Genomic DNA, 20,369 nt, shown 5'->3' on the forward strand with positions numbered 1-20,369 from the left:
CCGGACCGGCCCCCCCCCTGCTGCCCATGACAGTCGTCATGGTATCGGGATCTATGACGGCTGTCATAGTAGAAGCGGTGCAGGTACGTATGAGCGGTACGTATGAGCTGTGCGTACGGCAGGCAGAGCGGTAGGCATGAGCCGTGCACGCGGCACAAGGAGCGGGAGGTCCACGATGGCGGGTTCCGGGCGCGGGCCGCGTGAGCGGATGGTGTTCAGCGCGGCGCAGCTCATCCGGCGCGACGGGGTCGCGGCGACCGGTATGCGGGAGGTCGCCGCGCATGCGGGGGCGCCGCGCGGCTCGCTTCAGCACTACTTCCCGGGCGGCAAGGAGCAGTTGGTCAACGAGGCCGTGGACTGGGCGGGGCGCTACGCCGGCAAGCGCGTCACCCGCTTCCTCGGCGAGCTGCCGGAGCCGACGCCGAGTGGTCTGTTCGCGGCGATGGTGCGGCAGTGGACCGAGGAGTTCCGGGCGGCCGGGTTCGCCTCGGGCTGCCCCGTCGCGGCGGCCACCGTGGACTGCGCGGAGTCCGTCGAGTCCACCCGGGTAGCTGCGGCCGCAGCGTTTGCCCGCTGGAACGGCTCGGTGGCGGAGGCGCTGACGGACCTGGGCGTACCGCGCGACCGGGCCGAGCCCCTTGCCACGGTCATGATCAGCGCGTTGGAGGGTGCGCTCCTCATCGCCAGGACCGAGCGGGACGTACGGGCCCTGACGGCTGTGGCCAGGGAGCTCGGCCCCCTGCTGGACGGTGCGCGAACGACGTAACCAGACGCTGCGGGAACAATGGGCGGAGGCAACTGGACGCTCGAAAGGGCTGGTTGTGGCCTCGCGACGCTTCGTCTGCCGCGTAGGGTCGAACCCGACAACGGTCTGAGGTGCGTGACGCCCAGCTGGGCAGAGGCGTCGGAAGCGGGGGAGCGCGGGCATGCTGGATCCCATCTCGTTGGCGGCCGTCACGGCGGTACTCGGAACCGTCGGCTCGGGAATGGCCAACGAAGCGGGCCGGTGGGCCTGGGAGTCGACCGGGGGACTGGTACGCCGGATCGTGGGCCGGGAGGTCACGGCACCGACGAGCGCCGAACAGCTCACCGAAGTGGCGCAGTTGGTGCATGAGCGACTTCAGAGCGATCAGCAACTCGCCCGCACCTGGGCCCTGTTCGCCCAGGCCTTACCGACGTCCGGCGCCGCCTCCCGGCCCGCACACCCCCGGCTGCCCCCCTCCACAAGGTTCTTCACGGACCGTCAGGAAGCGCTGAAGCTCCTCGACAAGGAGTCGGCGCGCGCCTTCGACGGAAGCCCCCGAGTGGCACTGCTGCACGGCCGGGAAGGCATGGGCACCAGCACGCTGGCCGTGCACTGGGGCTGGCGCCGGGCGGACCGCTTCCCGGACGGACAGCTGTACGCCGACCTGCGCGGCACCGGCGCCACCGACGCGGGTGCCCTCCTGAGCTCGCTGCTGCGCCAACTCGGCCTGCCCGACGAGGAGATACCGCCCTCCGCCGATGACCGCGTCGACCGTTTCCGACGGTACATCGCCGACCGGCGCCTGCTGCTCGTGCTCGACCACGCCCAGTCCGCCGCGCAGATCCGGCCCCTGCTGGCCCCCGCTCCCGGCGTGTTCACGGTCGTCGTCACCCGCCGTCCGTTCACCGGCATCGACGCCCTGCCGGTCCAGATCGGCCCCCTTGCCCGGCGGGACGCGGTACGGCTGCTCACCGACCTGGCCGGCAAACCCGCGATCGCCGCCGCGAAGGCCGCGCTGCCCGCCGTACTGGAGCGGTGCGGCGGCTCGCCGTACGCCCTCCGTGCCGCCGCACCCCGTCTCACCGAACTCCCGGTGGCGGAGCCGCCGTTGTCCGGCGGTGACCCGGTACGCGCCGCGGCCGACGACTCCTACCGTCTGCTGCGCCCCGAAGCGGCCCGGCTCTACCGGCTGGCCGCTCTCTACGACTGGCCGGCCTTCGACGCCACGACCGCCGCACGCACGGCGGGCATCGAGGAGACCGAGGCCGCCACGCTCCTGGAGGAGCTCGCCGACGCGCTGCTCCTGGAGCGCACCGGCGCCGGCCGCTACCACTACCGCCCCGTCGTCCGCTCACACGCCGAAGCCACCGCGGCCGCCACCGACGGCATCGCCGCCTGCTCGGCCGCTGTGTCCCGCACCGTCGAGGGCTATCTGCACCTGGCGGTCGGGGCGGCCCAGGCCGCTCTGCCGGAGAGCTGGCGGGTCCCGTCCGGCACCTCCCCGATCCTGTACGCGGACCGGGGTGAGGCCGTGGCCGCGCTCGCCACCGAATCACGCAATCTCGTCCAAGCGGTGTACGCCGCCGAGGAGTTCCACGACTGGGACACCGTCGCGAGACTCTGCCAGGCACTGTGGCCGCTCCAGCTCAAAGCGGGCCACCACGACGTCCTCCTGCCCGCCCTGCGGATCGGGGCGCGCACGGCCGAGGCCCACTTCCCGGGAACCCGCACGGCGGGAGCGCTGCACGTCCAACTCGCCCACACCCTGACCGAGTTGCGCCGCTGGGACGAGGCCGAACCCGAAGCACTCGCGGCCGCGCGCGACGAACACGCCGCCGGACACCTGCGCGGCCACGCCTCCGCCGTCGAGATCCTCGGGCTGCTCCGACTGCGCCAATGGCGCTGGCAGGAGGCCTACGACTCCTTCGACGAGGCCGGCGGCATCCTCGACGGCATCGGCCCCGACGAAGAAGGCGCCGTCGATCTGCCGCGCGCCCGCGCCCTGCTGGAACGCCACCGGGGGCGCGCCCTGCGCGGCCTCGGCCGACGGGACGAGGCACGGGAGCGGCTGGAGCGCGCCCTGAGTTTCTTCCGGGAGAGCGGCGAGGCGTACAACACGGCACGCGCCCTCACCGACCTCGCCGAAACCCGCCTGGACGGCGGCGAGTTCACGGATGCCCTGTCCCTCATCGACGAGGCGGTCACGGCGCTCGCGAAGGAGAACGCGGCCTATCACCTCGCGCATCTACGGGCGCTGCGTGAGCGGTGCGTCAGCGCTGCGGGCGCTCAGGAGTGATCCGGACGCGAGCCTTCAGAGGTGTTCGGTCCGGGGTCCTTCAGGCGTGATCCGCACGCGGTGGACGGTCGGGCCGGTGCGTACGGCCAGCCCCCGGGTGATCAGTCCTTCGAGTGACTTGCCCGCCGCCAGCCAGGCGTGCAGGGCGGAGGCGTACGCGGCCGGGTCGGCGTCCGCCTCGGACGGCTCGCCGGTGAGGTGGAGCAGGTCCCCGGCGCGGGTGCCGACGGTGCAGTCGCCTGGCCCGGTGACGTAGCAGGCGAGCGCGCACTCCGGGAGCCGGGCGAGCACCTCCCGGGCCCACGCCGCCGGGGAGCCGAACCGTGGATCGGCCGCCTCGCCGTCCCTGAACACGACGTCAGCGAGGGCGAGTTGACCAGGATCGCGGGTGTCCTCGTGCACGGCCATGTGTGCCTCCCCGGCGCCCTCCGGCTCGCTGCCGGGACCGGCATGGCGTACGACCGCGACCTCGCCCGAACCGAGAAGCCGCGTCAGGACGCGCAACGGCGCGGTGTGTGACGGAGGTTCGTACGGCGGAAGCGGGAGCGGTTCGAGAAGCGCGGGCTCGTCGGGTTCCGGGATGCCGATGAACTCGTAGAAGAGGCGGCGCAGCCGGGTCGCGGACTCGCCCGGCACGGAGCTGGTGAACTCGGCGGGACCGGGCAGGGCGTGGTGGGCGGCGAGCAACGACTCGACCTGGGGGCGCAGTGCGGCTCGCGCGTCGAGCCGTGGCGCGTCCCGTACGAAGTCGTGGACAGGCGCGTCCGGATCGAGGCCGTCCAGGGGCGCGGCGCCGAGGAGTACGGGGGTGCCGAGCGCGGCGGCGTAGTAGGTGACCGAGCCGTGGTCGCCGATCACGGCGTCCGCCGCGAGCAGGGCCTGGCGCCAGCCCTCCAGCGGGTCGACGAGGGCCAGGCCGGCGCGCCGCGCCCGGTCGAGCCAGGCACGGATCTGGCCGGGGCCGTGACCGTGCCAGATGTTGGGGTGGAGCACGGCGGCGAGACGGTACTCGTCGGCCGGGAACTCGGCGGTCAACCGGGGCAGCAGGGAGGGGAGTACGTCATCTCCGCCGCCGTCCCCGAAGAGTGACTCCGGGTTCCAGGTGGAGTTGAGCAGGATCAGCCGCTGGCCGGTGCGTATGCCGAGGGCGCGGCGGAAGCGGTCGCGGTAGGGCCGGGCGGCCAGCATGCGGTCGAGACAGGGGTCCCCGGCGAGCACTGCCGTCGGCGCCGCCTCGGGACAGGCGACGCGCAACCGTTCGTACTGCTCGGGATGCGACAGCACGAGCGCGTCGGCGACCGGCTTCCCGTCCTCGGTGAGCAGCCACTCGCGGGACATGCCGAACACGGGCGAGGGCACGGGCTCTCGGCGTCCGGTATCCGGTATCCGGTATCCGGTATCCGGTATCCGGTATCCGGTATCCGGTATTGCCAGCCTCTTAGTGTAGCCAACGCCGTGCGACAAGACGGTCAACTTACCGGAAAACGCCTGGAGTTGGCCGCCGAAGCTCGCGGAGATCACCAGGGACACGGGGGTCGCCATCGCCTGCTCCCACGGCAGCACCGGCACGGCGGTGTCGGCGAGCAGCTCGGCGACACCCGAGCGGAACGCGGACGACTCCGTGCACGTCACCAGCAACTGCACCCGGAAGTCGTCGTGGAACAGGGGGAGGACGTCCAGGAGCCGGGTGGCGGAGGTGACGTTGTGCACGACGAACAGGACGCGCCGGGTGTGCCCGCGCGTGGCCCACCGCGCCGCGTCGTCCCCGACCGGCACCCGTATCCACCCGTCCCGCCCCACGCCCCGTACACCGCCCCTCGCGTCCGCCGGCCCAGCTCACGGCCGGCCGCCACTCGTGTGATCGGGCAACGGTAGTCGACGCGAGGTCCGGCATGGCCTGCGGGAATCGGGGGAACGCGCGAGTCCCCGAACGCGCCGGGCGACCTCGAGTCCGTCGGGCACGGCTCGGACCCGCGGCGGGTGACCCGTAGTGACCACCTGGCACTCACGTAGCCCTGGCACCAGTTCGACGAGGCCGCCCTCTTCCACACAGTGAACTCGGGCTGAGCGCGCAAGAGAGCGTCGAGGTGGCCGACCCCCACGGCCTCCACCGCAGCCGCGCCGTCACCAACTCCCACGGCACCGTCCGCATCGCCTCTCCGCCGGCCCGGCCGCCGTCGACGACGGCACCCGCGCCCAGCGCATCGCGTTGGCCACGAGGACCTCTCCGGGAGCCGACAGGTCGGCACCTGCGAGTACTTGGGCGGCGACGCCCTCGGCGGCGCCTCGGGCGTGAACGCCGCCCGCTTCATCTACCGCGTGCTCGAGGGCAGGACCGGCGCGCTGGTCAAGAAGTTCACCCTTCCCGGCACCACGACACCGGAAGAGACCTGCCCCGACACCTCGTACTACCCGGACGGCGCTCGGTACTACCAACAGGTCGAGAACAAGGACCTGGTCGCCCGGATCCGGCCGCTGGCCGAGGACGACCGGTAGGGACCGCGGGGCTTGTGACCGGATAAGCGGTCGACCGGCCCGGTGGTCGTCGCTAACGTGCGCGGAGTGATGACGGCTGACGACGTACTGTCCGTTCTGGCTGTGCTGCGGCAGGCGGATGTCGAGGTCTGGATGGGCGGCGGCTGGGGCGTCGATGCTCTGGTCGGTGAACAGACGCGCCCGCACCGCGATCTGGACCTGATGCACCGTCAGGAGCAGGAGCCGGCCGTCGTGGCGGCCTTGGCAGCCGTCGGGTTCGTCGAGACCCTCGACTGGCGCCCCGTGCGGTTCGTGGTCACCGACCCGCTCGGACGAGAGATCGATCTGCACCCGCTGGTCTTCGCCGCGGACGGTTCCGCCGAGCAGGCCTCGCCCGACCCCGGGCGTCCGTTCGTCTATCCCGCCCCGTGCTTCGTCACCGGCACGGTCCAGGGGACCACGGTCCCGTGCCTGTCGCCCGAGCAGCAGGTCGCCTTCCATCAGGGCTACGAACCCGCCGACCACGACCGCCACGACATGGCCCGCCTCCGGCAGGCCTTCGGCATCACCACCCACTTCTGAACGTCGCCGACGGATCGGGGCCGCCGGCCGTCGGGCGTTCATGGGGCCGAGGCCCCGCCGTGGATGGGCAAGCGGGACCTCGGTGTCAGGTGGTGGTGCGGCAGGGGTTGGCTTCCGTCGCCGACGCGCGGTCAGGACCGCGCCTCGGCGGTCGGTCAGCGGACCGTGTGGTGGGCGTGGGACTCCAGGTCCCGAGCATCGTGAGGCGCCCGCTCGACCACGGGGGCCTGGCCCCTGCGGAGGAACGCCTGGTACAGCACCGCGGCGACGACACCGCCGAGTACCGGGCCGACGATGGCCACCCACCAGCCGCCGTAGGAACCGGACACGATCATCGGGCCGAGACCGCGGGCCGGGTTCACCGCCGCGCCGTCGGTCGGGCCTCCGATGAACACCGCGGTGGCCAGGGCGAATCCGATGGCGAGAGGTGCGGCGGGGGCCGGGAAGCGCTTGTCGGTGGCGGCGGCGGTGACGACGAAGACCAGGATGAAGGTGATCAGGAACTCGACGAGGAGTGCGCGCCCGTCGCTCACACCCGGCTTCGGGTTGGTCGCGCCGAGGTGCATGACGGTCCGCGCGGCGTCACCGCGGATGGCCCACGTGGCGAGGGCGGCGACGATGCCACCTGCCATCTGGACCGCGATGTACCCGGGGACATGCCGCCACGAGAACTTGCGGACGACAGCCATCGCGATCGTCACGGCCGGATTGAAGTGGGCGCCGGAGACATGGGCGAGACCGCCGACCAGCGCGGCCAGCGCGATCCCGTTGACCAGCACGATGGCCAGTGAACCGTAGGCGGATCCGGCGACGGACTGGGCCAGGCCCGCCGCGGTGGCGGTCGCGGTGATGGCGAACACCAGGATGAAGGTCCCGGTGAACTCCGCCAGATAGGCGCCGACGACGCTGCGGGAGGCGGCTCGGGCCGCGCTTCGGTCGTTGCCGAGGTGGAACCGGGGGAGGAGATCAACATGTACAGCCATGATTCACGTCCTTATGAGACTGGTGGGCAGGGGCTGTGTGTTGGCCGGGCGGGGTGGCCGCCCGGGCTGAGAGCGCCGCAAGCGCGAAGCGCCTGAACGGCCGGGCGAAGCCCCGGTGTTGGGGTCTGACTCTGTTCGCGAGACGATTCCCGGGGGCGCCTCGGGGTGACCAGGCGCCCCCGTGGCCGGGGCAGCAGAAGGCTTCACGGCGAGGCTGAGGAGCAGAGAGTCCTACGGCGAGGCTGAGGAACAGAGAGTCCTACGGCGAGGCTGAGGAACAGAGAGTCCTACGGCGAGGCTGAGGAACAAGGAGCCCTATGGCGAGGCTGAGGAGCAAGGAGTCCTACGGCGAGGCCTGCGGAGCAAAGAGCCTTGACGCAAGGCTAGTTGTGCCCTCCGCGTAGCTCCTTCACCGCGAGTTCCAGTCGCCTGCCGAGATCGCCGTCGGCGTGGGCGAAGTTGCCGACCACCCGGTCCACGATGTCGTCGCGCTCGGCGGACACACCGGAGATGGCGGTCGCCAGATTGGTGACCAGGCGATCCTTCGCGTCGTCCGGCATCAGTCGGTAGAGATCGCCGGCCTGTACGAAGTCGTTGTCCTCGGCGTGCGAGGGAGCCTCGTGGTTGCCGGTGTAGCCGTCGACGGTGGTGGGCGACCACAGGGGCTGGTCCGTCTGCAACGGTCCGCCGAAACTGTTCGGTTCGTAATTCTTGGCCCCGCCGTGGCGGCCGTCGTACAGCGCGCCGTCGCGTCCGTAGGTCCGCGCGTCGGTGGCGTGCGGGCGGTTCACCGGCAGGAGATCGGCGTTGACGCCGACGCGGTAACGCTGGGCGTCCGCATAGGCGAAGAGGCGGCCCTGGAGCATCTTGTCCGGGGACGGGCCGATGCCGGGAACGAAGTGGGCCGGGCTGAAGATCGCCTGCTCGACCTCGGCGAAGACGTTGTCCGGGTTGCGGTCGAGCTCCAGCTTGCCGATCACGATCGGCGGATAGTCCGCGTGCGGCCACACCTTGGTGAGGTCGAAGGGGTTGAAGCGGTAGTGCGCCGCCTCGGCCTCCGGCATGATCTGCACCTGCACGGTCCAGGACGGGAACTCGCCGCGCTCTATCGACCGGCGCAGGTCGCGCTGGTGGGAGTCGGGGTCGCGACCGGCGAGCTCCGCGGCGTCCTCCACCGTGAGGTTCCTGATGCCCTGGTCGGTCTTGAAGTGGTACTTGACCCAGAAGATCTCGCCGGCGTCGTTGTTCCACTGGTAGGTGTGCGAGCTGTAGCCGTTCATGTGGCGGAAGGAGGCCGGGATCCCCCGGTCGCCGAACAGCCACAGCACCTGATGCGTCGACTCGGGCGACAGTCCCCAGAAGTCCCACATGTTGTCGGCCTCTTGGGATCCGGTGTAGGGGTCGCGCTTCTGCGTGTGGATGAAGTCGGGGAACTTGCTGGCGTCCTTGATGAAGAAGACCGGCGTGTTGTTGCCGACGAGGTCGTAGTTGCCCTCCTCGGTGTAGAACTTCAGCGCGAAACCACGCGGGTCACGCACCGCGTCCGCAGATCCGAGGTTGCCGGCGACCGTGGACATTCGCAGGAAGGTCTCGGTCTGTTTGCCGACTTCGGAGAGGAACTTCGCCCGGGTCCACTTCGAGACGTCACGGGTGAGTGTGAAGGTGCCGTACGCGGCGCCGCCGCGTGCGTGCACGATCCGCTCCGGGATCCGCTCACGGTTGAAGTGCGCGAGCTTCTCGAAGAGTTGCTGGTCCTGGAGCAGCATCGGGCCGCCCGGTCCGGCCGTCTCCGTGTTCTGGTTGTCCGCCAGGGGTGCGCCCGCCTCGGTGGTGAGGGTGGGACGCACTTGGTGTTCGGTGGTCACGTCGGCCTCCGATGATCCGGTCGAGAGTGCACTGGTCCTGGTTGCGTACCAGGCTTGGTCTCATACCAGGATAAAAAGGACATGTGCATACAGAAACCAAAGGACGGTATACGTAAGGCAATCATTCGGGGCACGACTGGCGGCAAGAAGCAGGGGCCGGGCTCGTATCGAGCCCGGCCCCTGTTGATGGACTTCGTCGTCCCGTTTCCGCCCCGATTCCGTTTCCGGTGCAGGTCAGGGGCGAACGGGCGCGGCGGCTCCCGTGACGTTCCACTCGGCGATCACCGGTCGCCCATGCTCCGTGGAGAGCCGGCTGACCGTCGCCGTCGCGAGCTGGAACAGGCGTCCGTCGGAGGCCGGCAGCTCCAGGTGGCGGGCCGTGAGCACCCGCAGGAAGTGGGCGTGCGCCACGAGGACCACGTCACCGGCGTCGAGCGCCGGCCCGATGCGCTTCAGCACGCGGTCGGCGCGCCGGCCCACCTCCGTCGGCGACTCGCCTGGATGCCCTGCGGGTCCGGTCGGGACCCCGTCGTCCCAGAGGTACCAGTCGGGCCGGGTGCGGTGGATCTCGACCGTCGTGACACCTTCGTACGCGCCGTAGTCCCACTCGTGCAGATCGGGGTCGGGTACGGCTCCGTACAGGCCGGCGAGTTCCGCGGTGCGTATCGCGCGGCCGAGCGGGCTGGTGAGCGCGAGGGCGAAGGTCCGGTCGGTGAGCAGCGGGGCGAGGGACTTGGCCTGTTCCTCGCCGTGCCGGGTGAGGGGCAGGTCGGTCCAACTGGTGTGCTGTCCCGACACACTCCACTCGGTCTCGCCGTGGCGGACCAGGAACAGGTCCCCCATGGCGGTTACTTCGCCGACTCGACGGCGTGGCCGCCGAACTGGTTGCGCAGTGCCGCGACCATCTTCATCTGCGGTGAGTCGTCCTGGCGGGACGCGAAGCGGGCGAAGAGCGAGGCGGTGATCGCGGGCAGCGGGACGGCGTTGTCGATGGCCGCCTCCACCGTCCAGCGGCCCTCGCCCGAGTCCTCCGCGAAGCCCCGCAGCTTGTCCAGGTGTTCGTCGCTGTCGAGGGCGTTGACGGCGAGGTCGAGCAGCCAGGAGCGGATGACGGTGCCTTCCTGCCAGGAGCGGAAGACCTCGCGTACGTCGGTGACGGAGTCGACCTTCTCCAGGAGTTCCCAGCCCTCGGCGTAGGCCTGCATCATGGCGTACTCGATGCCGTTGTGGACCATCTTGGAGAAGTGGCCCGCGCCGACCTTCCCGGCGTGCACGAAGCCGAAGTCGCCCTCGGGCTTGAGGGCGTCGAAGACCGGCTGGACCTTCGCGATGTTCTCCGCGTCGCCGCCGACCATCAGGGCGTAGCCGTTCTCCAGGCCCCACACACCGCCCGAGACGCCTGCGTCGACGAAGCCGATGCCCTTGATGCCGAGCTCGACGGCGTGCCTCTCGTCGTCCGTCCAGCGCGAGTTGCCGCCGTCCACGACCACGTCACCGGGCGACAGGAGGGCGGCCAGTTCGTTGATGGTGGACTGGGTCGCGGCGCCGGCGGGGACCATCACCCACACCACTCGCGGGCCTTCGAGCTTGCTCACGAGTTCGGCGAGACTGCTCACGTCGGCGAGGTCGGGGTTGCGGTCGTACCCGAGGACGGTGTGGCCGGCGCGGCGGATCCGCTCGCGCATGTTGCCGCCCATTTTCCCGAGGCCGATCAGTCCGAGCTGCATATCAGTTCACTTCTTCCGGAGAGTGCGGTAGGCGGCCACGAGGGCGGCGGTGGAGGGATCGAGGCCGGGCACGTCGGCGCCTTCGGTGACGGCGGGCTCCACGCGCCTGGCGAGGACCTTGCCGAGTTCGACGCCCCACTGGTCGAAGGAGTCGATGTTCCAGATCGCACCCTGGACGAACACCTTGTGCTCGTAGAGGGCGATCAACTGGCCGAGCACCGAGGGGGTCAACTCGGCCGCCAGGATGGTCGTGGTGGGGTGGTTGCCGCGGAAGGTGCGGTGCGCCACCTGCTCCTCGGGAACCCCCTCGGCACGGACCTCGTCGCCGGTCTTGCCGAAGGCGAGCGCCTGTCCCTGGGCGAAGAGGTTGGCCATCAACAGGTCGTGCTGGGCCTTGAGTTCGTCACTCAGCTCGCCGACCGGGTTGGCGAAACCGATCAGGTCGGCCGGGATCAGCTTCGTGCCCTGGTGGATGAGCTGGTAGTACGCGTGCTGTCCGTTGGTGCCGGGCGTGCCCCACACCACCGGGCCGGTCTGCCACTCCACGGGGTGACCGTCCCGGTCCACGGACTTGCCGTTGGACTCCATGTCCAGCTGCTGCAAGTAGGCGGTGAACCTGGACAGGTAGTGCGAGTACGGCAGCACCGCGTGAGACTGGGCGTCGAAGAAGTTGCCGTACCAGATGCCCAACAGGCCGAGCAGCAAAGGCGCGTTGGCCTCCGCGGGCGCGGTACGGAAGTGCTCGTCGACCACGAAGAACCCGTCGAGCAGCTCGCGGAACCGGTCCGGGCCGATCGCGATCATCAGCGACAGACCGATCGCCGAGTCGAACGAGTACCGCCCGCCGACCCAGTCCCAGAACTCGAACATGTTCGCCGTGTCGATACCGAAGTCCGCGACCTTCTCGGAGTTCGTCGACAGGGCGACGAAGTGCTTGGCCACGGCGTCGGAGTCGCCCCCGAGACCGGCGAGCAGCCAGGTCCTGGCCGAGGTCGCGTTCGTGATGGTCTCGATGGTCGTGAAGGTCTTCGAGGCGACGATGAACAGCGTCTCCGCCGGGTCGAGGTCCCGGACGGCCTCGTGCAGATCGGCCCCGTCGACGTTCGAGACGAAGCGGACCGTCAGCTCGCGGTCAGTGAAGGCGCGCAGCGCCTCGTACGCCATCGCCGGGCCGAGATCCGAACCGCCGATGCCGATGTTGACGACATTGCGGATGCGCCGGCCGGTGTGCCCGGTCCACTTCCCCGAGCGGACCTGCTCGGCGAAGTCGGTCATCTTGTCGAGGACCGCGTGCACGGCCGGGACGACGTTCTCGCCGTCGACCTCGACGACCGCGTCGCGCGGTGCGCGCAGCGCGGTGTGCAGGACCGCCCGCCGCTCGGTGACGTTGATCTTCTCGCCGCGGAACATGGCGTCCCGCAGCCCGAACACGCCGGTGGCGGTGGCCAGTTCCCGGAGCAGGGCGAGCGTCTCGTCGGTGATCAGATGCTTGGAGTAGTCGATCCGCAGGTCGCCGACGCGTACGACATAGCGCTCCGCGCGAGCGGGGTCGGCGGCGAACAGCTCACGCAACCGCGGGTGCAGAAGTGCGCCGGCACGGTGGTCCTCCAGGGCCACCCACTCGGGGCGCCGCGTGAGCTTGGGAGAGTCAGGCATGACGGGGGGTCTCCTTGGTGCCCTCGCCCCGCAGGGCGATGGCGTACATCTCGTCCGCGTCGAGGCGGCGCAGCTCCTCGGCGATCAGCTCGGAGGTGGGGCGCACCTTCAGCGCGAGGGTGCGGGAGGGCTGTCCGGGCAGGGACAGCGTGGCCAGCGGGCCCTCGGGGCGGTCGATCACGATCTCGCCGCTCTTCGTGCCGAGCCGTACGGCGGTCACCACGGGCCCCGCGGTGACGACCCGCTCGACCGGGACCTTGAGGCGGGCTTCCAGCCAGCGGGCCAGCAGCTCGGCGCTCGGGTTGTCGGCCTCGCTCTCGACGGCCGCCGAGGTCACCTTCGTACGGGACTGGTCGAGTGCGGCGGCCAGCATCGAGCGCCACGGCGTCAGCCGGGTCCACGCCAGGTCGGTGTCACCGGGCGCGTACGAGGCGGCGCGGGCCTCCAGGGCCCGCAGCGGGTTCTCGACGGCGTACATGTCGGTGATCCGGCGCTGCGCGAGGGCGCCCAGCGGGTCCTTGACGGGCACCTCGGGGGCGTCCACCGGCCACCAGACGACGACCGGCGCGTCGGGCAGCAGCAGCGGCAGGACCACCGAGTCCGCGTGGTCGGTCACCTCGCCGTAGGTCCGCAGGACGACCGTCTCACCGGTGCCCGCGTCCGAGCCGACCCGCACTTCCGCGTCCAGCCGGGAGTTCGTGCGGTCGCGCGGGGTGCGGGCGACCCGCTTGATGACGACCAGGGTGCGCGAGGGGTGCTCGCGCGAGGCGTCCTCGGCCGCCTTGATGGAGTCGTACGCGTTCTCCTCGTCGGTCACGATGACCATCGTGAGGACCATGCCCACGGCGGGTGTGCCGATTTCGCGGCGACCCTTCACGAGCGCCTTGTTGATCTTGCTTGCCGTGGTGTCGGTGAGGTCGATCTTCATGGCCTGCGCCAGCTCCGTCCGTCTCGTGCGAGCATCTCGTCGGCTTCCTCCGGGCCCCAGCTGCCCGAGGGGTACTGCGCGGGCTTGCCGTCCTTCTCCCAGTGATCCTCGATCGGGTCGAGGATCTTCCAGGACTCTTCCACCTCCTGGTGACGGGGAAAGAGATTGGCGTCGCCGAGCAGGACATCCAGGATCAGACGTTCGTACGCCTCCGGGCTGGACTCCGTGAACGACTCGCCGTAAGCGAAGTCCATCGTGACGTCCCGGATCTCCATCGACGTACCCGGCACCTTCGATCCGAAGCGCACCGTCATGCCCTCGTCGGGCTGGACGCGGATGACGATCGCGTTCGCGCCGAGCTCCTCGGTTGCCGTCGAGTCGAAGGGGGAGTGGGGCGCGCGCTGGAAGACCACCGCGATCTCCGTCACCCGCCGGCCCAGGCGCTTGCCGGTGCGGAGGTAGAAGGGGACTCCGGCCCAGCGGCGGTTGTCGACCTCAAGCCGCACGGCCGCGTAGGTGTCGGTCGTCGACCTGGGGTCGATGCCGTCCTCCTGCAGATAGCCGCGCACCTGCTCGCCGCCCTGCCAGCTCGCCGCGTACTGCCCGCGCACGGTGTGCTCGCCCAGCTCCTCCGGCAGCTTCACGGCCTTGAACACCTTGAGCTTCTCGGTGAGCAGCGACTCGGCGTCGAAGGCGGCGGGCTCCTCCATGGCGGTCAGCGCCATCAGCTGGAGCAGGTGGTTCTGGATCACGTCGCGGGCGGAGCCGATGCCGTCGTAGTACCCCGCACGGCCGCCGATGCCGATGTCCTCGGCCATCGTGATCTGGACGTGGTCGACATACGACCGGTTCCAGATGGGCTCGTACATCTGGTTGGCGAAGCGCAGCGCCAGGATGTTCTGGACGGTCTCCTTGCCGAGATAGTGGTCGATGCGGAACACCTGCTCCGGGTCGAACACCTCGTGCAGGATCTTGTTCAGCTCACGCGCGCTGTCCAGGTCGCGCCCGAACGGCTTCTCGATGACCGCGCGCCGCCAGGAACCCTCCCGAGCGTCCGCGAGCCCGTGCCTCTTGAGCTGCTTGACGACCTTGGGGAAGAACTTCGGCGGTACGGAGAGATAGAAGGCGTAGTTGCCGCTGGTGCCGCGCGAGGAGTCCAACTCGTCGACGGCCGAGCGCAGTTGCTTGAACGCCGCGTCATCGTCGAAGTCGCCCGGGATGAACCGCATGCCCTCCGCGAGCTGCTGCCAGACCTCCTCCCGGAACTCCGTACGCGCGTGTTCGCGCACCGAGTCGTGCACCACCTGCGCGAAGTCCTGGTCCTCCCACTCACGGCGGGCGAACCCGAGCAGCGAGAAGCCCGGCGGGAGCAGACCGCGGTTGGCGAGGTCGTAGACGGCGGGCATCAGCTTCTTGCGCGACAGGTCGCCCGTGACGCCGAAGATGACGAGGCCCGAGGGGCCCGCGATACGGGGGAGGCGACGGTCGCGGGGGTCATGGAGAGGGTTGGACCAGTCGAGGTCCACAGCGGTGGTCCCGTTCGTGTCTCTGGCGGTGGTCACGTCCGCGCTCACTGCGGCCGGTTCCACAACGGTGGCCTCGTCCGCGCTCACTGCGGCCGGTTCCACGGCCGCGTCACCAGATCCCTCCGGCGTGGCGGGCGCAGTCTGCGGGGCACGGTCGGGAAGCGTTTCATGCTTGGTCATTCCCCCTCAACTCCCTTGCCACGCAAGGAGGCCGCCACCGCTTCGAGCAGATCCTCCCAGGCCGCCTCGAACTTCGAGACACCCTCGTCCTCCAGCTGCTTCACGACCTCGTCGTAGGAGATCCCGAGTCGCTCGACAGCATCCAGATCCGCGCGGGCCCGGTCATAACCGCCGGTCACCGCGTCGCCGTGGATGTCGCCGTGGTCGGCGGTGGCGTTCAGGGTCGCCTCAGGCATGGTGTTGACCGTGCCGGGCGCGACCAGCTCGTCGACGTACAGGGTGTCCTTGTACGCGGGGTCCTTGACGCCTGTCGAAGCCCACAGGGGGCGCTGCTTGTGGGCTCCCGACGGGGCGAGCGCGGTCCAGCGGGCGGAGACGAAGACCTCCTCGTACGCCTCGTACGCGAGCCGCGCGTTGGCGAGTGCCGCCCTGCCCTTGAGGGCGAGCGCCTCGTCGGTGCCTGCCTTCGTGAGGCGCTTGTCGATCTCGCTGTCGACGCGGGAGACGAAGAAGGAGGCGACGGAGTGGATGGTCGCGAGGTCGATGCCCGCGGCCTGTGCCTTCTCCAGGCCGGCCAGGTAGGCGTCCATGACCTCGCGGTAGCGCTCCAGGGAGAAGATCAGCGTGACGTTGACGCTGATACCCCGGCCGATGACCTCGGTGATCGCCGGGAGACCGGCCTTCGTCGCGGGAATCTTGATCATCACGTTCGGGCGGTCGACCAGCCAGGCGAGCTGCTTGGCCTCGGCGATCGTCGCGGCCGTCCGGTGGGCCAGGCGGGGGTCCACCTCGATGGAGACCCGGCCGTCACGGCCGCCGGTCGCGTCGTACACCGGCCGCAGGATGTCGGCGGCCGCGCGGACATCGGCGGTAGTCATCATGCGGACGGCCTCGTCGACCGTCACGCCACGGGTGGCGAGGTCGGCCAGCTGCTCCTCGTAACCCTCGCCCGAGCCGATCGCGGCCTGGAAGATGGAGGGGTTGGTGGTGACGCCCACCACGTGCCTGGTCTCGATGAGTTCGGCGAGGTTGCCGGACGTGATCCGCTTGCGCGAGAGGTCGTCGAGCCAGATGGAGACGCCTTCGTCGGAGAGGTGCTTCAGGTTTGCCGCGGGTGCGGTTGCTTCGGTCACGGTGATCATCTTCCTTCGTGCGATCGGATTAACCGCGGAGGGCGGCGAGGGATTCCCGCGCGGCGGCGGCGACGTTCTCGGCGGTGAACCCGAACTCGGCGAACAGGGTCCTGGCGTCCGCCGAGGCGCCGAAGTGCTCCAGCGAGACGATCCGTCCCGCGTCACCGACGTACCGGAACCAGGTCAGGCCGATGCCCGCCTCGACCGCGACGCGGGCCTTCACGGACGGCGGAAGGACGGAAGCGCGGTACTCGGGTGACTGCTCCTCGAACCACTCCACGGACGGCATCGACACCACCCGCGTGCCCACTCCCTCGGCCTCCAGCTGCTCGCGCGCGGTGACGGCCAGCTGCACCTCGGAGCCGGTGGCGATGAGGATGACGTCGGGGGTGTCGGTCGTGGCGTCCTGGAGGACGTAACCGCCCTTCGCCGCCTCGGGGTTGGCCGGGTACGTCGGCACGCCCTGGCGGGTCAGTGCCAGGCCGTGCGGGGCCGGGTGGGTGGCGTGCCGCCTGAGGATCTCGGCCCAGGCGATCGCCGTCTCGTTGGCGTCGGCCGGGCGGACGATGTTCAGACCGGGGATGGCGCGCAGCGAGGCCAGGTGCTCGACCGGCTGGTGGGTCGGGCCGTCCTCGCCGAGGCCGATGGAGTCGTGCGTCCACACGTACGTCACCGGGAGCTGCATCAGCGCGGAGAGGCGGACGGCGTTGCGCATGTAGTCCGAGAAGACCAGGAACGTACCGCCGTAGATGCGGGTGTTGCCGTGCAGTGCGATGCCGTTCATCTCGGCGGCCATCGAGTGCTCGCGGATGCCGAAGTGGACGGTACGGCCGTACGGGTCGGCCTCCGGCAGCGGGTTGCCCTTCGGAAGGAAGGAGCTGGCCTTGTCGATGGTCGTGTTGTTCGAGCCGGCCAGGTCGGCGGAGCCGCCCCACAGCTCGGGGAGTACGCCGCCCAGCGCCTGGAGGACCTTGCCGGAGGCGGCACGGGTGGCCACCGAAGTGCCCGCCTCGAAGGACGGCAGCGCGGACTCCCAGCCCTCGGGGAGCTGACCGGCCATGACACGGTCGAAGAGCTTCGCCCGCTCGGGCTGCGCGGTGCGCCACTCGGCGAGCCGCTTGTCCCAGGCGGTGTGTGCCTCGGCGCCGCGGTCCAGGGCCCGGCGGGCGTGGGCGAGGACCTCGTCGGCGACCTCGAAGGTCTGCTCCGGGCCGAAGCCCAGGACGCGCTTGGTGGCCGCGATCTCGTCGGCGCCGAGCGCCGAGCCGTGCGAGGCCTCGGTGTTCTGCGCGGTCGGCGCGGGCCAGGCGATGATCGTGCGCATCGCGATGATCGAGGGGCGCCCGGTCTCCGCCTGCGCTGCCTTCAGCGCCGTGTGCAGCGCCCGCACGTCGATGTCGCCGTCGGCCGAGGGCGCGATCCGCTGCACATGCCAGCCGTACGCCTCGTACCGCCCCAGCACGTCCTCGGAGAACGCCGTCGCCGTGTCGCCCTCGATGGAGATGTGGTTGTCGTCGTAGACGAAGACGAGGTTGCCGAGCTTCTGGTGGCCGGCCAGCGACGAGGCCTCGGCGGAGATGCCCTCCTCCAGGTCGCCGTCCGAGACGATCGCCCAGATGGTGTGGTCGAAGGGCGACTCGCCCTCCGGCGTCTCGGGGTCGAAGAGACCGCGCTCGTAGCGGGCGGCCATCGCCATGCCCACGGCGTTGGCAGCGCCCTGGCCGAGCGGCCCTGTCGTCGTCTCGACGCCCGCCGTGTGGCCGTACTCGGGGTGACCCGGGGTCTTCGACCCGTGCGTGCGGAACGCCTTCAGGTCATCGAGTTCGAGTTCATAACCTGAAAGGAAGAGCTGAGTGTAGAGGGTCAGCGAGGTGTGACCGGGGGAGAGGACGAAACGGTCGCGGCCGGTCCACTCCGGGTCGGCGGGGTCATGCCGCAGCACCTTCTGGAAGAGGGTGTACGCGGCCGGGGCCAGGGCCATCGCGGTGCCGGGGTGGCCGTTCCCGACCTGCTGCACGGCATCGGCCGCCAGCAGGCGGGCGGTGTCGACGGCGCGCCGGTCCAGCTCGGTCCACTCGAATCCGTCGGAGGAGCCGGCAGGTGTCTGCGGGCTCTGCTGCGTGCTCATCTTCAAGAAGTCCTCGATAAGAGCGGGTAACTGCTCTGACGCCTTCAAACTTAAAAGTCTGACTTTTGCCGGGGAAGGTGCCCGTGTGTCAGCCTTCGGTGAAAGTGGGACACCCACGGTGAGACCGAGCCGACGCGAGAGGGACATGGCGGACAGAAGCACCCAAGGCGGCAGTGCCGGTGGCGACGGCGGAGTCGGCAAGGAGATCGACGGGATCAGGACCTTTCCCTTTCCGGTCGATCTGAGCCTCTCCGGCGTCGGTATGCAGGTCGGCGCGATGGGGAGCGGCCGCACCTGGCGCGCGAAGGCCCTGCTGGAGCGCGTGCACCGCATCGACTTCCACGTGGTGATGCTGTTTCACGCCGGGCCCGTACGGCACATGATCGACTTCGCCGAGTACGAGGTCTCAGCCGGCGACATCCTGTGGATCCGCCCCGGCCAGGTGCACCGCTTCTCCCACGCCGACTACCAGGGCACCGCCCTGACCATGCAGCCCGGCTTCCTCCCCCGGGCGACCGTCGAGGCGACCGGCCTCTACCGCTACGACCAGCCCCCGCTGCTGCGCCCCGGCCCGGACCAACTGGCCGCGCTGGAGCAGTCACTCGCCCAGCTCGAACGCGAGTACGTCGACACCACCACGCTGCCGCTCAGCCTGCACACCTCGGTGCTGCGGCACTCCCTGACCGCGTTCCTGCTCCGGCTCGCCCACCTCGCGGCCAGCTCCGCCGAGGCGGCACGCGAACAGAGCGACACCACCTTCACCCGATTCCGGGACGCGGTCGAGAAGGGCTACGCCACCAACCACAGCGTCAGCGCGTACGCCGACGCCCTCGGCTACTCCCGCCGCACCCTGGTCCGAGCGGTCCGCGCGGCCACCGGCGAGACCCCGAAGGGCTTCATCGACAAGCGGGTGATCCTGGAGGCCAAGCGGCTGCTGGCCCACACGGACCTGCCCATCGGACGCATCGGCGTCGCCGTGGGTTTCCCCGACTCCGCGAACTTCTCCAAGTTCTTCCACCAGCACACCGACACGAGTCCGGCGGCGTTCCGGGCGGAACTGGCCTGAGGAAGAGGAGGAGCGGACCCACCGGGTCCGCCCCCTCTCGTTCCCGTCGGCGGATCACCAGCCGATGCCGAGCGTCAGCCCGGTGGCCGGATTCGCGTTGCCCAGGATCTGCGCGGACGACTGGGTGTTGACGTCGTCGTAAGGGAAGGCATAGGCACGCTTGTCGAGGCCGACGGCGTGGAAGAAGGCGGCGTAGTCGTTCTTGACGGGCCCGGTGTAGTAGGCGGACGCGGTGTACCGGGCCGAGGTGTCGAGGGCCACGCCCCGGTCGGTCGGTGCCTGAACCAGATCGGGACGGAGCCGGAGCCGGTCGAGGTGATGCCCTGGGTGTAGTCGGCGGCGGCCTTCGCGGGCACTGCCCCGGCCGGGCCGAGCACCAGCACGGTGGCGAGGGCGGCCAGACCGGCCGTCACCAGCCGCCGCACCTCGGGGCGTGGCGTGCTCGGCCCGGCCGGGGAGCGTGTGGTCATGGGTCAACTCCCCTGTCAGTGACCGAAGTCGAACCAGTTGACGCTCACGAAGTCGGCCGGCTGGCCGCTGGTGAAGGTCAGACAGACGTCGTGGGTTCCCGTCACCGCGCTGATGTTCGCGGGGACCGTGCGCCAGGCCTGCCAGCCACCGGTGTTGCCCACCGCGAAGCTGCCGATCGGTGCGCTGGTGCGGCTGTCGAGGCGTACCTCGACGAGTCCGCTGACCCCGCCCGCCGCGCCGCTCGCGACCCGGCCGTAGAACTGCCCGGCCGCTGTGGAACCGAAGTTGACGCCCCGGTGGAGCGCGTAGTCGCCGTTCGCGAGTGCGCTGATGTTCTGGCCGCCGCCCGTGTCGGTGGTCGTCTCGGTGCCGACGCCCGCATGGCCGTCGTAGGACTCGGCCTGGATCGCGCTGTACGCGTCACGGTTGCCCGAGGGCGAGAAAGTCCTTTCGGCGAAAGGGAGTTCACGCCGTGAAATAAGGGGGTGGGCAGCGAGAAGCGGGGGGGGGGGGCGGGGGGGGGCGCCGGTCTCGTGGTGCACCTCATATTGTTCTGCTTATGATGGGGCGAGCGCGAGTGGGGGTTGGGCGAGCATGTGGGTTAGGTG

At 70.2% G+C, this 20,369-nt stretch carries 16 protein-coding genes and 1 pseudogene; 5 read left to right on the top strand and 12 right to left on the bottom strand.

From position 1 onward, the window contains the following. Positions 1–175 precede the first annotated feature (175 nt). Positions 176–766, top strand: coding sequence for a TetR/AcrR family transcriptional regulator (locus ACFVKT_RS01005; RefSeq protein ID WP_385726207.1), 591 nt, complete (start codon positions 176–178; stop codon positions 764–766). Between the two features lie 160 nt (positions 767–926). Continuing rightward, on the top strand, positions 927–3,041 hold the full coding sequence (locus ACFVKT_RS01010) for a tetratricopeptide repeat protein (protein WP_385726209.1): 2,115 nt from the start codon (positions 927–929) through the stop codon (positions 3,039–3,041). 15 nt (positions 3,042–3,056) lie between these two features. Here ACFVKT_RS01010 and ACFVKT_RS01015 read toward each other — a convergent pair whose 3' ends face one another. Beyond that, positions 3,057–4,817: a hypothetical protein gene (locus ACFVKT_RS01015; protein ID WP_385726211.1), complete on the bottom strand. Its 1,761-nt coding sequence runs from the start codon at positions 4,815–4,817 to the stop codon at positions 3,057–3,059. Between the two features lie 483 nt (positions 4,818–5,300). Between ACFVKT_RS01015 and ACFVKT_RS01020 the strand changes: the two genes are divergently transcribed. Together ACFVKT_RS01020 and ACFVKT_RS01025 are read left to right on the top strand one after the other, a co-directional pair. Next, positions 5,301–5,537 (top strand): hypothetical protein, encoded by a 237-nt coding sequence (locus ACFVKT_RS01020; RefSeq protein WP_385726212.1) that lies wholly within the window; start codon positions 5,301–5,303, stop codon positions 5,535–5,537. Between the two features lie 69 nt (positions 5,538–5,606). Continuing rightward, a complete protein-coding gene (locus ACFVKT_RS01025; RefSeq protein ID WP_385726214.1) occupies positions 5,607–6,098 on the top strand; it encodes a nucleotidyltransferase domain-containing protein in 492 nt (163 codons plus the stop codon). Between the two features lie 155 nt (positions 6,099–6,253). Here the strand turns inward: ACFVKT_RS01025 and ACFVKT_RS01030 are convergent, their stop codons facing one another. From ACFVKT_RS01030 to tkt, 9 genes are all read right to left on the bottom strand, one after another. After that, complete coding sequence (locus ACFVKT_RS01030; protein ID WP_385726216.1) at positions 6,254–7,081, bottom strand: MIP/aquaporin family protein; 828 nt, start codon at positions 7,079–7,081, stop codon at positions 6,254–6,256. 383 nt (positions 7,082–7,464) lie between these two features. Then, positions 7,465–8,946, bottom strand: a complete 1,482-nt coding sequence (locus ACFVKT_RS01035) for a catalase (RefSeq protein ID WP_385726218.1) — start codon at positions 8,944–8,946, stop codon at positions 7,465–7,467. 234 nt (positions 8,947–9,180) lie between these two features. Further along, positions 9,181–9,789, bottom strand: a complete 609-nt coding sequence (locus tag ACFVKT_RS01040; RefSeq protein ID WP_385726220.1) for a histidine phosphatase family protein — start codon at positions 9,787–9,789, stop codon at positions 9,181–9,183. A 5-nt stretch (positions 9,790–9,794) separates the two neighbouring features. Next, positions 9,795–10,673 carry a phosphogluconate dehydrogenase (NAD(+)-dependent, decarboxylating) gene (gnd, locus tag ACFVKT_RS01045; RefSeq protein WP_385726222.1) on the bottom strand — a complete coding sequence of 293 codons (879 nt, stop codon included), beginning with the start codon at positions 10,671–10,673 and terminating at the stop codon, positions 9,795–9,797. Positions 10,674–10,679: 6 nt separating this feature from the next. Then, a complete protein-coding gene (pgi, locus tag ACFVKT_RS01050; protein ID WP_385726224.1) occupies positions 10,680–12,329 on the bottom strand; it encodes a glucose-6-phosphate isomerase in 1,650 nt (549 codons plus the stop codon). Continuing rightward, complete coding sequence (gene opcA / locus ACFVKT_RS01055) at positions 12,322–13,257, bottom strand: glucose-6-phosphate dehydrogenase assembly protein OpcA (protein WP_385726226.1); 936 nt, start codon at positions 13,255–13,257, stop codon at positions 12,322–12,324. Before opcA ends, pgi begins: the two co-directional genes overlap by 8 nt. Next, positions 13,254–14,783, bottom strand: coding sequence for a glucose-6-phosphate dehydrogenase (gene zwf, locus ACFVKT_RS01060; RefSeq protein WP_385728071.1), 1,530 nt, complete (start codon positions 14,781–14,783; stop codon positions 13,254–13,256). Before zwf ends, opcA begins: the two co-directional genes overlap by 4 nt. Positions 14,784–14,959: 176 nt before the next feature. Beyond that, a complete protein-coding gene (tal, locus tag ACFVKT_RS01065; RefSeq protein ID WP_385726228.1) occupies positions 14,960–16,105 on the bottom strand; it encodes a transaldolase in 1,146 nt (381 codons plus the stop codon). 19 nt (positions 16,106–16,124) lie between these two features. Continuing rightward, positions 16,125–18,224, bottom strand: a complete 2,100-nt coding sequence (gene tkt, locus ACFVKT_RS01070; RefSeq protein ID WP_385726230.1) for a transketolase — start codon at positions 18,222–18,224, stop codon at positions 16,125–16,127. Positions 18,225–18,369: 145 nt separating this feature from the next. Here tkt and ACFVKT_RS01075 point away from each other — a divergent pair, with 145 nt between their 5' ends. Next, a complete protein-coding gene (locus tag ACFVKT_RS01075) occupies positions 18,370–19,290 on the top strand; it encodes an AraC family transcriptional regulator (RefSeq protein ID WP_385726232.1) in 921 nt (306 codons plus the stop codon). Between the two features lie 54 nt (positions 19,291–19,344). Here ACFVKT_RS01075 and ACFVKT_RS01080 read toward each other — a convergent pair whose 3' ends face one another. Together ACFVKT_RS01080 and ACFVKT_RS01085 are read right to left on the bottom strand one after the other, a co-directional pair. After that, positions 19,345–19,767, bottom strand: a complete 423-nt coding sequence (locus tag ACFVKT_RS01080; protein WP_385726234.1) for a beta-1,3-glucanase family protein — start codon at positions 19,765–19,767, stop codon at positions 19,345–19,347. Between the two features lie 8 nt (positions 19,768–19,775). Next, positions 19,776–20,198, bottom strand: a pseudogene (locus ACFVKT_RS01085) (carbohydrate-binding protein); the annotation flags it as partial. Positions 20,199–20,369 lie beyond the last annotated feature (171 nt).

Origin of the sequence: Streptomyces sp. NPDC127595 (assembly GCF_042671685.1) — a bacterium.
Classification (GTDB): Bacteria; Actinomycetota; Actinomycetes; order Streptomycetales; family Streptomycetaceae; genus Streptomyces.